The following is a 16,519-nucleotide window of genomic DNA, read 5'->3' on the forward strand; positions in this document are numbered from 1 at the left end:
CGAAAGGCAGCAGAAAACGTAACCCGAGGGTGTCTACGAAACTCGGGGCTATTCATATTGACAGACATGAAGTCATCGCCAGAGGTTATGATCTCGTTGCGTTCGTTTAGGTGTTGGCAGTCGCTCCAGCCATTAGTGACGACATCGCAGTCGCCCCGGCGGAGTTCCATACGCAACGAATACTTCCCACCATTGACTGGTTCGGGAGCTGTCACCAACTGCACGCCGTATGGCGGAGCCTTGTAGTGGTACTGGCGGCGAAGATGCCAGCCAGTCGCGATGTCCGCCGATTTGATCCGCTCGCCCTCGCCTATCTTGATTGATGTTGGGTCAGAAGCCGCCAAAGCATTGCCGCATAGCAACAAGCTTCCAGCCAGGACCACTACCGACATGGCTTTGCGCATCACGGCATCCTCCAACAATTGTGAGTTCAAAAAGGAAGCGCGCGTCTGCGGTCCTGGTCAACTTCTCAATTGTGACTAAGATAGGTTCACGTCTGCCGCTCTTGCCATTGAAGCGGTCCTTTGCCGTCCCGCTGGGGCACGAGCGCGGGGGCTTGGTATGGCGCCGCACGAAATCCGTACCTTGCGCCGGGTCGCATGCCGACCGAAGACACATAGGCGCTAGGAGACTGGCTCGCTCGGCGCGATGCTTGGAAGTTCGGCTGGGAGATGCGAGCCGGGAAGGCCGCATCTCACCGGGAACATCCGGCGGTCCGACTCATCATGTTCGTCGAGCTGAGCAGTGTCCTCGGAGAACCATGCCCCCGCTAGCGTTATCGACATGTCAGAAATCGGCGCTTCTCTCGAGCTGTCCGAAATTTATGACACGCTAATGCCTCGAAACCGCCCGCGCTTGCGCTTGATTGAAAGGGTCAACGGTCAAAACCCGCGTTGATCTCTGAACCAGATTAGTGGTAGCGGTTTGGTGGTATCTGCTGCCCAATGGGGCAACTTTTAAGTAGCAGCCCTACATGCCATAGCCTTTTGCTTTAAGAGCTGGCTCGTATCTTTGCACCCCGCCGGGGTGCTGGACCGTAACAGCAAACTGCGCGGTTTCCAGCGCATTTATTACTGTACCCTCGCCCTCTTCATCGATTCCGAGCAAATGGAGACCAGGCGTCATTGATGTAATCGCACTAAGCAGGCTCGGCAGCTCATGATCCTTAATCGTCAAATAGACCGCGCTCTCTTCAGAAAAATTGAGCGATTGTCGAATGATCGAGGAAAGTGATTCCGCTGTGCTTGGAACATGAAACGTACCTGGGTTGCCTTTCTCAAGCGAAGTGACCTTCTCCCAGACGTCACGAACGGGGATCGTGACTGGCTCCAATGCGGGCTTGCCGCTCGGGCCGTCACGCCATACTGCGTAGAAACACCATGGGTTCATTTTGCGGCAGTTTTCCCAACCCTGCAACCACGTCTTAAAGAATGCCTCCAGCTGGAATTTCTGATCAACGGTAGCCGCTGTCTTTACTTTCGACGTTCCGAGGATGTCCGCCATCGTCGATTGCGGCGAGAGGGTCCGGCAGGCGCGGAAAGCTGGAAGAAGTGTTTCTTCGCGACCATCGTTGATCACGTGACCGACATCAATGGTCTGGCTTGTCACTCCCCTCATTCGTTTCGCCTGGAAGAGCATCAGCCTAGTATTTCCTCCCTCTTGTGGCCGGGCTAGGATGCCAAAATCAGCACCCACTTTTGCTTCGCGCGTCCTTGTCAGATGACCCCAAGAGATCTGTGGGAAATTGCTCACCCCATCTCTCGCTCCAGCAAGGAGATAGTGCCAGGTGAGATTGCTGGTCAGATGACCCATTAGGCTTGCTGTCTGATGTTCCTCGTCGAGATTGTGGGCACCGGATGTCCACATGAGTTCGCGGATAGACGTTTCGACGGCGAGGCTGACTGCCTTGCGCCCTTCCTCGAGGCCCGCGAGCGTGTCGATGAAGGCCGCGATAGCCCCTTCGTCGCTGGGTTGGTTATGGGCAACACGCGTCTTAAGGATCTCGGCAACAACGTCTAACAAGGGAACTCCACCACCTGAACGAGAGCCGCAGACTTGACGCGAAATCATTAACACGGTGTTCCCACAGCCTCCAACGACTTGAGGTGGCGAATTCAAAAAACATGAGATAGAAAAATGAACTTGGTCATGTGAAATTGTTTATTTCTGGGAGTTATACATGAAGATTCTACGCTCCAAGGGTCGGAGTTTCACTACAGTTTCAATTATTTCTTCGGAAGAAAAATTGCAGCTTTCGCGGGGACTTGCTCCGAAAGCTGAAAAAATGCTCACCCCAGCAAGCTACCGCAACCAGACTATAGACCCATCACGAATGGGAGCATTTGTCGAAGAGGATTATGCGCTAATTCTCAGGCAGACAATTTCAGTCTTAGACAAAGTCATCCGCAAACGTGGATTACGGCAATTTGAGCTATCCGCCTACGTCGACCGGGTCCACTTGGCCGAAGCTCTCTGGGATGAGCTTAGCCGTCGGTACAAGGCTGCGATCCTGGCTCTTCCAGAAGGCGCAGCAGCCTTCAGGCGCTTTGAAGAGGATTGGAAATGGAAAGCGCACCCCTATGCGAAAAGGGAAGTCGATTCACGAAGGCCCGAGACAGACGAAAATGCCAAGTTCATACGCGAATATGCGGATAAGACCGCAACGCGGGAGAGCCATTTTGGACGCTGGCATAAGGCGCTCTGGGTAACAGATCAATCCGGAAAGTCTGACTATAAAGTTGTTGCCGCGCGTATTATGGCGCACCTCTTTGATCAAGAATTACAAATCGACGGCGCTCCGAGAAAAGACAAGGGGCGGGATCGAGAGGCTACCGGCGTCGGATTGATGAAGGCCAGAGGGATCCGTATCGCCAGCAGCGCAAACGATCCGAGAGACAGAAGGCGTGAAAGACAGAATCAGTGGTCCACGTCGGACGAACAGACATATTTTGAGAACGATATCGCGGCTCAGATCTTCTCCAGCATTACCGCAACGGAACAGCCGGACGGAAAGCTGATCGCAACTCAGGTGGGTGAAGTGCTCTATGCGCATTTCGGCAAGGTTCTCGGAAGCTTCGATGGTCCCGATAATCGCAAAGGCGTTTGGGCGCTACACAACGTCATCCGACAATTCTATCAGAAGCTTACGAAGTCGGAACATTTCCTCAGAGCGTTGAAAACCTCCAAACTGTCTACGAACAAATGGGACCGCGAGAAGGAGACAGAAAAGCTTCAATCCATGCTGCCCCGAGACAAGACGCATCTTGTCTCGATCCTTGCGGCGAAGGATCGGAACGCCGACATCAATGAATTGATCCGCCTTGGCAAACTTGTCGCGCATGCCAGCGACCTTCCTCCGGGAACGGAAAACGTTCAGACAGTCTTCGATGAGCGCATGGAATATCTCGTCACCAGCGCCGGCCAACATGAGATCAAACGCAACGAGTCCTTCACGAGAGTATGGCGCAACTCCGTGGGCTTGTCCTTGCAGACGTTGAAGACATGGGCCTCGTCTCCCGAACAGGAGACAATGAACAAAACGGCTGGGAACAAGAATCTGGATGTCGCATCAGTCGTTTATGCAAAAGAGCTGATCAGAAATTTTGACTTCGACCATTTTTCCAAGCACCTGCCACTTATATTCGGCAGCAAGCAGATCAAGCAGGACGGCGCCGTCAGCCGATCCTCAATATTCCTCCCTGAAAACCGCCAGTTGTGGAAGGAAATTCAATGGGCTTTCCTCCGGCTGGCCGGGGAAGTTCGCAATCGCACAAATCACTACAACACGAAGCAGCGCCTGGTGGCGGTTGTCACAAGCGGAATCCTCTCCCCGGAAGCCGACCCCAAGAAAGTCCAGTTTGATCACCGGAAGGGAGCCAGCATCCATCCGGACATGTTTGCACTGTTCGACAAGTTGCTCGCCTGCGATATCGCGCTACAGAGCCGGACCATCGCCGATGACGTTAATCGCCTCGAGATCACCCGCTATGTTTCGCCGGAGCGGCTTCCGCATCTGCTTGACGAGCTCGCATCCGACAAATCCGCACTGGAATTTACGCTACCTAAGTTCATGTCGGTCATGCGCCGGATCAAAAATGTGGCGGCAGGGGAACCCGATCTCCGCAACAGAGCCATGGAGGACTTCGAGAAACTGTCTTTGGACAACCTTTCGATGACTCAACGGGGCGTGAACAATTTCCAGGTCGGTGTCCTTCGACAACTCTATGCAAGCGGCTTTGTGACTTGGCTCGGCCGGCGACAAAGCGATGAGAGACTGCTGCGGGACAGCTTGCGGCAGATCATATCCGAGAAGCAGCAGCGAGCCGAGAAATTTAATAAGGATACCGGCCGCTTTTACGCCAGGGCCCGTTCCCTTTCCGACGATCTGGACGTGTCCGATTTCGCAGGTCTCAACGATCTGCTCGCCGAACTTCTTGCACAATCTTCCGCCGAGCAGCGTATCAGGCAGAGCTATAAAGCAAATGCTATGAAACAGCGTCGCGCTTCCGGTCGAATCGACGAACTCAAACAGGATCTATTTGCACATCTCTTCGGGTTGTACATTCGGGAAGTTGATCTTTCCTGGCTCTGGGCGGTCCGCGACCTCTTGGGAGCGGATGAGACTCCGGCGCCCGTTTCCATCGACGCGGTCAAGGTTGCGGGATGGGATATCAAGCCGTGGCACTCGCAGTTCTATGCCTGGCTATATCTGATCCCGAATGACGATGTCGCTCTGCTGCGCCATCAGTTCAAGAAAACCTCCGCGCTCGAAACGAAGGGAAATGACAAAGCCGACCCCAAACTGCTGTCCGATCTTGGTGAGATCGACAGATTGATGGGATTATATACGGCGGTGCAGGCCACTGGATTCAGCGGCCGCGAACATCTGGAAAAACGCAATCTGGGCGCCCTGTTTTACGAAGACGAGAAGCTGTTCAACCTTGTCTATTCGGACGAAAACGAGACCCATCATATGTCCTTGCCCGGCACCCGTCGCGGCCTCCGGCAGATTTTGCGCTTCGGCCACTACGCAGCGCTTCAGGGAATATTCGAGAGACATCGCGTCACCAGCGAAGAGGTGGCCGCATTTACCGCGCTGAACTCGCAGGAAACGAAAACGCTTTTCGAGAAGAAAAACCATCTGCGCGAACAGATCATCACGCTCTCACGGGACCGGAAGGCGGATCAGTCTCGGCTAAAGGGCATATGTGATGACTATCGGCGCGCAGCCACCGACACCTCCCTGTATAATTTCCGCATCAACGCCGCCCGACTTAGCGAACACGCCCGCCTGCATCACCTGATGATGCGCATACTCGGCCGATTGACCGATTTCACGCTTATGTGGGAGCGAGACCGACAGTACCTCTTTCTTGGCATTCTGTTCGCGGACATGCAGAAACGAGGAGAGAAATTCATCGTCGCACTACGTGAAGGAAGTCCCGCGATTTACTGGCGACCCACGGAAGCCGTCATCTCGAGATTGGCCAGCCGACCGGATATAAAGCTGGATAAGCTGAAGCTTGATCTGGAAGACCTTAAAGCCGGGCTTCTGCCTCTATGGCATCCCGGCAACGGATTCATGCTTGATGACAGAAGGCTGCAGCTCGCGCTATTGCCTGAAGCGGAAGGCGCTATGTTCAACCGCTATTTCGGCACTGTCGAGACGGAAAATCTCAAGGATGTCATTGCCGCGCGAAGGCAGAAGGCGGAGGACAAACTTGCAAGAAAGTCCCAAGCTTTCAAAGGCAAGGCACAAATCCGCAATGATTTCGCCCATTTCAATGTTATCCGGAAACCACTCAAACTTTCATATCTCGTCAATGCGGTAAGATCGCTTCTGAGCTACGACAGGAAAATGAAAAACGCCGTCAGCCAGGCCGTCATAGAGATTCTGAATGACGAGGGTTTTTACATCGACTGGCGTTTCGACGAGGATCGGTTGAGAAAGCCATTGATCATGCCGCGCGTCGAAACACATCTTGCCATGGTGAGGGCGACGGAAGAATTCGATCCGTCGTTCGAACTGCCGCAGAATTCGGTTCGCTTCACATCGATGGTCAAGGCGCTTTTCGAGTTCGACCCTGGCGGTTATCGGGCGATCGTTGACGATGTCGACGGAAAGAAAAAAGCGAAGGGTGAACTGCGATACCCGGCGCCGTTTACCGGCCGCCACCGCGAAACTGTGCCCCAAGAGATGTTTCTGGAGTACCGAAATTTGCTTCAGAAGTAGCCTACTTCCTTGAACATTATGATCAAAATCCAAATATTGACGCGACTTGCAAATAACAGGTCGCTCAAATCCGGTATCTTATTGTTTGGCTTCAGAAAGAGCGCGTATTGCCCCCGCAAATACAATCAGTTACCAAAGGTAAGTTCAGTATGACCGCTTCTTTCACAGCGGCTAACGCACATCGTGCGGTCCATTGACACTTAAAACATGAGAGCCGAAGGGATCGAATGATCACGGAAGAACCACAAAACCTATGGGAAAAGGTGACCGATCTGGAGGCGTTGCGCGCGGCGTGGTATCGCGTCGCCGACAATGAGGGCTCGCCCGGCGGCGATCTGGTGACCATCCGGGATTTCAGTGAGAATCTCTTCGCAAATCTGACGCAGCTTCGGGCCGAGCTACTCGGCGGAACCTATCGCTCCGGCGCGTTCCGCAAGGTCAGCATACCCAAAAAGAAACCGGGCTACCGCATCCTGACGATCCCAAGCATCCGGGACCGCGTTTTGCACACAAGCATAGCGACCGCTCTCACGCCCATCTTCGAGGCCCTGTTCGAGGACAGTTCTTTCGCCTATCGGCCGAACCGCGACGTCGTGCAGGCGGTGGAACGGATCGAAACCTGGCGCAAGCATGGTTTCGATGATGCCAAATTCTGGCTTCTCTAGGTTTAAAATCAGCTTCGGATCGCAGGTAATGCAACGAAAACATTGAATAAAGGTATATCTCCGGCGCCATCGATCAAAAAGACAATCCAATATTTTGGAACTTCGCCATCGTCTGCAGATCGGAGCCTGTATTGCTCCAGCATTCACATTGGGTTACCACGAGTAAGTTCAGCATGACCGCTTCTTTCACAGCGGACTGAACCGTTCGCCCCAAAACGGGCGCGAAACTGTGAAGATGTTCAGCATGACCGCTTCTTTCACAGCGGACTGAACCCGCGTTTTTTCCTTTGTTCGCAATTCGATGTTCAGAATGACCGCTTCTTTCACAGCGGACTGAACCAACAAATGGCCCGGAATGGGCGAAGTAGGTTCAAAGTGACCGCTTCTTTCACAGCGGACTTCGCCACTTGAAAACGCTCTGCCAAGTATTAAAAATCGTCTTCATGCAACTCGAGGGAATTTCAGTATGTTGTTTTCAGGGGCGACAATTGTCGGCAGGCGGGACGAACGAGCAACATCTGGGACTATTCTCGTCGGCATTGAAGATACGCCGAGACTGGAAGACGGCAGGCTGTCTCTCAATCACAAGGGAGTAGATTCGACGGTCTCGTCAGCGACCGAATATGTCTGCTCGCAAGCGGATGAAGCGATTGATCTTTGGCGCACGACCCTGGATTTGGTGGCGCCGGGCGAGTCGCCGTTCCGCGGGCAGACGATCGTTGTTGAAGATGCTTCGGTCGATACGTGCCTTGCCATGGTCGCGCTCTCAATGCGCCTGAACGGAGAAAAGCTGCCGGACGAATGGGTCGCTTATGCAAGCCTTTGGGAAAAAGGCTACACCGAGATCACGGGCCTGCCCGAGCAGTCGTTTGGAGCGCTTCTTTCGTCTCTGGTTCACGTCGAACTGCAAGACGGCGCCGGCGCGATTTGCGGAGACGGCGCGGAGGCATATTTCCGCGCAGTGACAAAGGGCGCGGCCTATGCCAAAGGTCTGCTTGTACTGGGCGTGTCGCCTTTCAATATTCCCGATGCTCTGCTGAGCGGGCGGTCGGATATCCAACTCCTGCACCAGCAGGCTCGCTCAAGGCTCAACTACGAGAAATTGACCTACCAGCGGCTAGCCGAGGCCGCGCCCCGGCTCCAACTTGCGATCCATCTGGCGGGAAGCCGTCGCAAGGCTCTCCTCGACGCTATTCTCTTCAGCGAGACATTGCTGACCGGGACACTGAAAAGCTTTGCAAGATCGGAAGCGAATACTTTCACGGGCCAGGGCTTTTCATTCATGGGTCTATATCGTCCAGCTCTCTCGGGGACAGGAAACGACATCACCATCTCGACCAAGCCGTCGGCCGGCCTCGACATGAGCGCCCTGTGGCTGGAACTCGAACGGATGGAGGACGAAAAATGGTTGAGATTTGAACAGTCTGCTGAAGGCTTTCCCCGCCCACGGGGAGGCGAAAAGGATCGCAAACTTACAAGCCACGGCCTGCCGGGCTTCACCGGGTCGGCATCGCATCAGCCTTGGTGGGATGAAGGCGGTTTGCGCACGCTGCTTGCCGCTCCCCGCAGTGTTCCCTTCAATGACGCGTGGCATCCGGGTACGCTTCTCACATGGTCCGATGTGAAGGAGGCAATATGGCGTTGTTACGCACCAACCATGGGGTTGCGGGTCCGTTCGAGAGACAGCAATTCCAGGGAGGCGCTGAAGCTCTCGGACAACACCGTGGCCGTCGCTGCGTTACGCAAGCCGTTGATTGTCGGGAGCGGCATATACATCGCAGATATGATCCGAACCAACAGCGAAGCAGACGACGTCGTCTTGTGGTCGCCTACCCTCTCGGCGATCATCGCTTCAATTCTTGCGACCGGCGGCTCCCACATAGATGACCTTCCATCGCAGGATACATTCGACGTGATCGAAGCGCGCGGCGGCGTGCTGATCGTCACGGAAAGCGGCCTTGCGCTGATAGAAATGTCAACCACAGGGGAATTTCCGGCAGACCAACTGAAGAAGGCTGCCAGCGAGATTGCCCAGACGGTAGCCGTGGCTAACGACCTGGAAGAGAAAATCAGAAAAGACATCCGACGCCTCGTTATCAACGCCCTCAACGAAGGAGAGAATGAAAACAAGCGGGATGCCCTGAAGGCAATCTACAGCTCGAAATTACGCGTCAGGGAAGCATGGGAAAACGCAACGCGCCTTGAGACCAATGATCTCGTTAGGCGCTTCCGGGAAATCTGCGAAAAGCGCTGGCAGGCAAAGGCCAAGTTCGAAAACGCCCTCACAGAAATCAACGAACTGGAGGACATGGTCCTTACGACGAGCGAAGTCCGCGCCAATACCATTCTCAACAATCTCGCCATTTATGGTCTTCCGGCCTCCCTCGCCGGCAATCTTCTCGGAGGTTTTTTGCTCACCAATGAGCAGGGGAAGGTCAATGGATTTTCTTTAGGGGTGCTTGCTGTTTACCTGACGCTCAGTATCGTCGGCGTTTTCGTTGTGCGTCAAATATGGAAACGCGAAAACACGAGCTGGCGGATCGATACCTGAGCGGCGCGCGAGACTCAGAAATGGACGATATGTCTGCGTTATAATGGATCGCCGTAATCGAGATGGTCTTCGGCCGCTCCCACGCCTTGCCAATCGACGAGAAGGCCCTTTTGCTAGTGCGGGACGCTTTTCCAGCACGGTGACCCGTCCCAAGCGGTCAGACAGCAACTGTATCTCGCGGACATACTGGTCGAGATTGGGCTCGACCGAAACGCGCGACGAAAGTATCGCCCGGACAGCACTAGAACCGCCCGCAAGCGCTCCTTCAACAGCCTTGAGGGCCAAACGTATCCGCGGATTTCACGTCTCATGAAATACCGCGCTGGCGCCAACCTCGCCCGTAAAGAACTCTGTACGCACTGCCCCGCCGTATGGTTTGAAATCACCTGCTAAGCAATACCCGGAAATCAGAGTCCGCCTGGGACAGGCTCGAGGGATCACGCGATGCCCCTTGGATTACGGACTAAGCGCTCTCGGCTATCGACACAGCGAGAGCGTCGATAGCGCTTGTCGCAGCAGGCTTCTCCGGAAGCATGGCTAGTCTACACAAACAGGTCCAACTTGCGTCGCCGACCACTGTGACCTAAATGATCGCACCGTTCTGACAACAGGATCCGGCAAGGTTTCAGCTCATGCGTTCAGTCGCGATCATCGTCTTCGCAAATGTGCAGTCGCTCGACGTATCGGGACCTATGGACGTCCTAGAGGAGGCCAACGGCTTTCTTCCTCCCGAAGACCGTTATGAAATGACCGTAGTCGGGCCGTCGATGGGACTTTTCCGGGCATCGAACGGCATGCCGATGGCTGGTCATCAAGATTATGAAAGCGTCGGGGACAATTTCGACCTCGTCCTCGTCGCCGGAGGCCCCCTCCTCCCGACGTCGCGCCCCGATGACGCGCTGCTTGACTGCGTGCGGAGACTGTCGACGAATGCGTCTCGTTACGGCTCCATTTGCACGGGTGCCTTCATCCTGGGCCATGCGGGCCTGCTGGATGGCAGGAAGGTTACAACACACTGGCAGAACGCCGCGAAGCTTGCCGACCAGTTCCCGGCAGCTGAGGTCGATCCGGATCGAATTTACATACGGGACGGGCGCCTGTTCACGTCAGCGGGTGTGACCGCGGGGATCGATCTTACGCTCGCGATCGTCAACGAGGATCACGGCAGTGCAGTCTCGCTTGCTGTGGCGAAACGCCTCGTCGTCGTCGCGCAGCGTCAGGGCGGCCAATCCCAGTTCAGCCCCTACATCGCCGCCCCCTCCGACGACCGTTCGCCGCTCGCCGACATCTACAGGTTTGTAATGTCGAACCTGCGGGAGAGGCTGGCCGTCAACGATCTGGCCGACGAGCTTGGCATGAGCAAGCGGAATTTCGCGAGGTTCTTTCAGCAGGAAGCGAAGACTACGCCCGCCGAATTCGTGGAACAAGCCAGGGTGGACGCCGCTCGCAACATGCTTGAAGGCAGTCCTCTTGCGCTAAAAGAGATCGCCTTTGAATGCGGCTTCAAGACACCCCATCGGATGCGTCAGGTCTTCACGAAGCGTTTGGGAGTAACCCCGGGGCAATACAGGGCATCGTTCAAGAGACCGTAAGCCCCGGAAGTTGCGGATAACCTGCCCAAACTCAAGCCTCTCGACCTGCTGTCTCAGCCTAACTGGACGGGGTCATTTAACGGCAATGCGATACAACGCGACGATTCACCATCCAATCCCGGCGGCGTGTTTTTGTTTGATCTCGCATGGCCTGCAGATCAGCTCACCGCGCGACGCAGACAGGACGATCATAACTTAATCCTGCGTATTGGAGAGCCTTGCAATGAACAAGCCGATCGAACGCGTGACGGTAATCGGGACAGGTACGATAGGCGCGAGTTGGGCCAAGTTCTTCCTGGCTAAAGGGCTCGATGTGACCGCGACGGACATAGCCCCGGACGCGGGAAGGAGGCTGGCGGACTTTGTCGCCAGCGCATGGCCCGCGATGGAAAAAAGCGGGCTCGCTCCTGGGGCCGATCCTTCAAAACTGAAATTCACGGCCGATCTGACTGCGGCTGTCGAGGAAAGCGATCTCATCCAGGAAAACGGCCCGGAACGGGTGGAGTTCAAGCGAGACCTCTATAAGCGCCTCGACGACATGCTACCTCAGCAAACGGTCATTGCTTCGAGCTCGTCCGGTCTCACGATGGGCTCCATACAGACGGCCTGTACCAGATTTCCCGATCGTTGCGTGATCGCCCATCCATTCAATCCTCCCCACCTCATCCCGCTCGTCGAGATCGTTGGTGGCGCGCAGACCTCGGAGGAAACGATCGTCAGAGCCCAGTCCTTTTATGACGGACTGGGGAAGAAGACGATACGGCTCTTCAAGGAGGTGCCCGGTCACGTCGCAAATCGACTACAGGCGGCCCTCTATCGGGAGGTAGTCCATCTCATTGCAGACGGGGTCGTGAGTGTTGCTGATGCCGATGCTGCCGTCAGCTGGGGACCGGGCCTCCGGTGGGGCATCATGGGCCCTAATCTCCTGTATCACCTCGGCGGCGGGCAGAACGGCATAGAGCATTTCTTCGATCAGCTCACCGGGCCTTTGGCCGCCTTGTGGAAGGTCATGGGAGATCCGGAGCTTAGCTCCGAGGTAAGGCACAGGATAATCGACGGTGTAAAGCAGCTCGCCGGGTCTCGGTCGATCGACGACCTTGCTGCGGAGCGAGATGCGACCTTGATGGGTCTGTTGGCGTTGAGGCAGTCCTGACGCCCGATCGTCAGCAACCTCGATTTTCACTCCGATGGCAAGGCGTCGAGACAAGGCGGGACCCCTTTCGGGGCCCCGCCTATCTGGCTCAGCTTTCCCACTTCGATCCAAGGATCAGGTCCACGAAGTTTTCACGCTTGTAGGTCGGGTCCATGTAGCCCAACACGTCGGCCTTGACGTTGCCGAAAGTGGTCTGGGGCTTCTGGATCGTGCCCATGCAGAAAGACGTCACGATACCGTGCTTGAACTTGAGACCACGCGGATGGCAGTTGCAAACCTCGTGGCGCTGCTCGGCGGTGAAATCGTCGTATGCAATACCGAGTACGTCCATTTCCACGCCGGCAGTCACCAGCGAGACCGTAGACCGCTTATGCTGCGGAATGCCGGGCGTCGTGTGGAGAGCGATCGAATCCCAGACATCGTCTACATCACGTTCGGAGACGTCATAGGATTCCAGGAAACTCTTCGCTGCGTTTGCACCGTCCACTTCGAAACGTTCAGTGTCGCTGGCGTAGCTGTCCATGAGGCCCATGTCGTGGAACATCGCGCCGATATAGAGGAGCTCAGGGTCGTACTTGAGACCCTTGCGTTCCCCCGTCAGGGCTCCGAACAGGAACACGCGGCGAGAGTGATGATAGAGCAAATCGGTCTCGGTATCTCGGACGAGTTCCGTAGCGGCCTGAGCCATCTTGCTGTCCGGGATCGCGATGCCTGCGATAATTTCTTGTTTAGTGGTCATTGGCCGCTCCTATCCGCTGGCTGTTGCAAACGCGTCAGACAGCATGCGGCAAACGTTCTCTGACCGAGGGGAGAACTTGCCACGAACACTCGCCGGAATGCCGTCTGAACGAGAGCGATAATCGCTCTTCAGACACGTTCGATCAAATGTTCGGAGGGTTCGATTTGAGCCAATGGAGGTGCGAGTAGAGCCAAGAAGACGTCGATTTCGAGGACCATGATCATCAGCGAAGGGTCACCCGATGACCAAGTCCAACCCGAGCGCCCTGCTGAGCAGAAAGGCCAGGAGCACGACGCATCCAAGCACCAGCACGAAGACTGCGGCCATTTTCCCGCCCGCGCGCAACATTGCGCTCCTTGTCTGCGGATCCTGGTCGTAGTGCCACTTGATGGCAAAAAACATTCCCGCGCCTAAGGCGAGAACCTTGAATATGATGAAAACTATCGGGACCCAATCCATAACAAGACCATCATTTTGATGAAGCTGCGCGCTTTATGAGCCGATCCAGGGCACACGCATACCAACTATTCTGCAAAGCAGATATGAAATCTCAGGTGGCGCGCCCGGACCTCGAACTTAAGCATCCCTCGGAGAGGCGCCCACCAAACCGCGACCCTTACAGCATCGGTGTCCGACCATTTATGTGCTTTTGACTTGCTAGGTTCGCTGACCGATCGTGCCAAAAGAAGCATTCGATGTCGGCGGGGCGCCTCATACCTGCACAAGACGCCCCGCCGAAACATCAACAATTAGATGGCTTCGCTATCGAACATCAGGCGATCCCGAGCGGGTTGGAGACGCGAAGCTGCCAGTTCCCCTGCGCTGACCGCTCCACGATCTGCGTCGCGATCCCGCGCTGGACGCTGGAATGCCCATCCAGGGCGACGCTGATCGTCCAATCAAGCAGAAGAAGCGCGATGTCCCCGCTCCTCATTACCCGGCGGACTGTGTTCTTCAGGATCGGCTGCAACGAGACTAGCTTTTCGTTGTCGCCCCGGATGGCATCCGGACCACCCTCGATCACAGAACCATCAGTCATCCGCATCACAGCTTTGGGATGGAACAACGCCATGACCCCATCAACGTCCGCACTGTTCAAGGCCGCATCGAAGACGGTGGCGACGTCTTCCGGTCGTGGCGTGCGCCCTGCCCCTTCAGCCAAGAAGGCGTCGATCCGGGAAGCGACCTCCTGCGGAGCTTCCAAAGGAGATAAGTGGCCGACACCATGGATGATGGTCAGTGTTGCGTCGGGCAAGGAGGGGACCACCACCGACTGAAGCAGGTCCACACTGTCGACCTTGTCCTTTTCGCCACCGATGACGAGAACCGGAACCTCGATGCGATCCAAGTCCGCGCTGACGTCTTCCGAAATCGCGCCTGCTGGCCAGTACTGCTTGGCCGCGATTGCGCCGCCGACACTGTCCTCAATGATTTGATCTCGAACTGCCTGCGGCAGCGGAAGCTCCGCAAGGACGTTATCGATCGTCCACGATGTCGATTCCGGCACAGCGTAGGCACCCTTCATTCCTTCCCGGACGTCATCGGGGAGCGACTTGCCTTGTGCGGGCGACGGCGCGACGAGTATCAGCCCTGTCAATCCGGTTGGCCGTCTGGATGCCAAGAGCTGTGCCACCTTGCCGCCCATCGAATGCCCGACCAGAACGTACTTCTTCAATTCCAGTGTTGCGATGGCAGCCTCGACGTCGTTGGCCATGGATACGATATCGTAACCGCTTTCAGGTCGGTCGGATTTCCCCCAGCCACGCGCGTCCAACGCCAGCGAGCGGACATCGGACCTGAGTGCCTTGACAACGCTCTCCCACGTCCGCGAGGTGCCGCCCCAATAATGAAGGAAGACCAGCGCCTGGTCGCCCTCGCCGTGATCCTCGATGTGGATATTGATGCCGTTAGTGTTGATGTCCATCGTCCTGTCCTTTCGGTCTTCATATCGATGAAACCGAAAATAAGGTTTTCCCTTTGGGTAGATAATCCGCTATTTCGTTGGCACACTCGATAATCAGAGGATCGAATAAGTGGACCGATTTGTCGGACTTTCTGTCTTTGTTGCCGCCGTCGACAACGGAAGTCTGGCCGCGGCTGCCAGGGTGCATGGCATCACGCCTGCGATGGCAGGCAAGCACGTTGCGGCAATCGAAACGGCTCTGGGGGTTCGGCTCCTCCAACGCACAACGCGAAAGCTGCACCTCACCGACATCGGCAAGGATTACTACCAACGCAGCAGCTCGATCCTCGACGCTCTTGATGAAGCTGACCGAAGCGCCTCTCAACAACAGGAACAACCGCAGGGCGTTCTGAGGGTTTCGGCGCCGACAACATTCGGCGCTCTGCATCTCGGCCAGCCCGTTGCAGAGTATACGAGGAGATACCCGAACGTTTCCGTCGAGATGAGCCTGGAGGACAAGTATGTCGACCTGATTGAGGAAGGCTTCGACATGGCTATCCGAATCGGCACCTTGCCGGATTCGAGCCTGATCTCTCGGCGCTTCGGAGAAAGCCGGATGGCGGCATGCGCGGCACCGTCCTATCTCGACAAGCACGGCCGTCCAACCAAACCCGGTGATCTGCGCCGTTACGACCGTTTGGCGTTCAGCCGCGCAACATCGAGCGGAGATTGGAGCTTCACGGATCGCGGGAGAAAGACCTTCACGGTGACCGGTCCCATAAGGCTCAAGGCCGACAACATGCAGATGTTGCTAGCTGCGGCCCTGGACGGTGGCGGCATAGTCTATGGTCCGACATTCGTGCTCGGCGCACATATCGCCAGCGGCGCGTTGGAGCAGGTTCTACCGGACTACACCACTGAGAGCCTTGGTATCCACGCCCTCTATCCAAGCTCGCGGATGCTGGGAGCCAAGATACGTTGCTTTGTCGACATTCTGGAAGAGAAGTTCGGCAGAGCCTCGCTCTGACGTGCTGTTGGTCTGCGCGATGGGTCGCAGCGTCAAACGAGGACGCTGATGGCTGACCTCACCTGCTTCATGAGGACCTGCGGCGAAGCCTTCGTCCTTGATTGCACGGCGACGCTGATCAAGAGGGCCGTAAGCAGCTTGGCGCGCCCTTCCAGTTTCTCCGGATCGGCTTCGGTTTGGGACCATTGGAGTCGTCTGGCGAAATGGCCCTCGATCTCTGTCACCGCGTTCGCCAATATCGCAGCGATGGTCTCATCTGCAGGCGCTTCGACGGTTGCCGTGCATAGGATCAGGCATCCGCGCGCCGGGCCGTCGCCGTAGAACCGAATGGCGGCCTCGAAAAAACCCTCCAGGCTCTCGACCAGATCCTGAGACGCATCCAGCGTCGACATGACCGTGCGGACTATGGTTTCGCGATATGCGTCGAGCGCAGCTAGATACATGGCATGCTTGTTTCCGAATGCCGCGAACAGGCTCGGACGATTCATCCCCGTCACTTTGGACAAGTCGTCCAGCGATGTCCCGGAGTAGCCGCCATCGAGAAACGCATTCACGATGGACTGGAGTGCTTGTTCCCGATCGTAAGCGGGCGGACGCCCGCGTCGAATTGTCATTTTGTACTCACTTGCAAAAAAATTCCCCACCGTTTATTTTATG

Annotated in this window: 12 protein-coding genes and 1 pseudogene; 7 read left to right on the plus strand and 6 right to left on the minus strand. The window is 56.0% G+C overall.

All coding sequences use genetic code 11. The annotated features are described in order from the left end of the window. Window positions 1-404: hypothetical protein (locus ACODTZ_RS33145; protein WP_489031200.1), on the minus strand; the 404-nt coding region annotated here is incomplete at its 3' end. 157 nt (window positions 405-561) lie between these two features. Here ACODTZ_RS33145 and ACODTZ_RS33150 point away from each other — a divergent pair. Beyond that, a pseudogene (locus tag ACODTZ_RS33150) lies at window positions 562-773 on the plus strand (CrpP-related protein). A gap of 196 nt (window positions 774-969) precedes the next feature. Here ACODTZ_RS33150 and ACODTZ_RS33155 read toward each other — a convergent pair. After that, window positions 970-2,022, minus strand: a complete 1,053-nt coding sequence (locus tag ACODTZ_RS33155) for a hypothetical protein (RefSeq protein WP_489031202.1) — start codon at window positions 2,020-2,022, stop codon at window positions 970-972. 157 nt (window positions 2,023-2,179) lie between these two features. Here ACODTZ_RS33155 and cas13a point away from each other — a divergent pair, with 157 nt between their 5' ends. From cas13a to ACODTZ_RS33180, 5 genes are all read left to right on the plus strand, one after another. Further along, on the plus strand, window positions 2,180-6,232 hold the full coding sequence (gene cas13a / locus ACODTZ_RS33160; protein WP_489031204.1) for a type VI-A CRISPR-associated RNA-guided ribonuclease Cas13a: 4,053 nt from the start codon (window positions 2,180-2,182) through the stop codon (window positions 6,230-6,232). A gap of 263 nt (window positions 6,233-6,495) precedes the next feature. Then, on the plus strand, window positions 6,496-6,897 hold the full coding sequence (locus ACODTZ_RS33165; protein ID WP_489031206.1) for a hypothetical protein: 402 nt from the start codon (window positions 6,496-6,498) through the stop codon (window positions 6,895-6,897). Window positions 6,898-7,363: 466 nt separating this feature from the next. Further along, window positions 7,364-9,448, plus strand: a complete 2,085-nt coding sequence (locus ACODTZ_RS33170; RefSeq protein WP_489031208.1) for a hypothetical protein — start codon at window positions 7,364-7,366, stop codon at window positions 9,446-9,448. 632 nt (window positions 9,449-10,080) lie between these two features. Further along, a complete protein-coding gene (locus ACODTZ_RS33175) occupies window positions 10,081-11,040 on the plus strand; it encodes a GlxA family transcriptional regulator (RefSeq protein WP_489031210.1) in 960 nt (319 codons plus the stop codon). 223 nt (window positions 11,041-11,263) lie between these two features. After that, window positions 11,264-12,193: a 3-hydroxyacyl-CoA dehydrogenase NAD-binding domain-containing protein gene (locus ACODTZ_RS33180; protein ID WP_489031213.1), complete on the plus strand. Its 930-nt coding sequence runs from the start codon at window positions 11,264-11,266 to the stop codon at window positions 12,191-12,193. Between the two features lie 88 nt (window positions 12,194-12,281). Here ACODTZ_RS33180 and ACODTZ_RS33185 read toward each other — a convergent pair whose 3' ends face one another. From ACODTZ_RS33185 to ACODTZ_RS33195, 3 genes are all read right to left on the minus strand, one after another. Beyond that, window positions 12,282-12,932: an HD domain-containing protein gene (locus ACODTZ_RS33185; RefSeq protein ID WP_489031215.1), complete on the minus strand. Its 651-nt coding sequence runs from the start codon at window positions 12,930-12,932 to the stop codon at window positions 12,282-12,284. Between the two features lie 234 nt (window positions 12,933-13,166). Beyond that, on the minus strand, window positions 13,167-13,334 hold the full coding sequence (locus tag ACODTZ_RS33190; protein WP_489031217.1) for a hypothetical protein: 168 nt from the start codon (window positions 13,332-13,334) through the stop codon (window positions 13,167-13,169). Between the two features lie 370 nt (window positions 13,335-13,704). Beyond that, window positions 13,705-14,856, minus strand: a complete 1,152-nt coding sequence (locus ACODTZ_RS33195; RefSeq protein WP_489031219.1) for an alpha/beta fold hydrolase — start codon at window positions 14,854-14,856, stop codon at window positions 13,705-13,707. A 109-nt stretch (window positions 14,857-14,965) separates the two neighbouring features. Here ACODTZ_RS33195 and ACODTZ_RS33200 point away from each other — a divergent pair, with 109 nt between their 5' ends. Then, window positions 14,966-15,862: a LysR family transcriptional regulator gene (locus tag ACODTZ_RS33200; protein WP_489031221.1), complete on the plus strand. Its 897-nt coding sequence runs from the start codon at window positions 14,966-14,968 to the stop codon at window positions 15,860-15,862. A gap of 32 nt (window positions 15,863-15,894) precedes the next feature. Here ACODTZ_RS33200 and ACODTZ_RS33205 read toward each other — a convergent pair whose 3' ends face one another. Further along, complete coding sequence (locus tag ACODTZ_RS33205; protein WP_489031223.1) at window positions 15,895-16,506, minus strand: TetR/AcrR family transcriptional regulator; 612 nt, start codon at window positions 16,504-16,506, stop codon at window positions 15,895-15,897. Between the last annotated feature and the right edge of the window lie 13 nt (window positions 16,507-16,519).

The organism is Rhizobium sp. FG113, assembly GCF_057809895.1.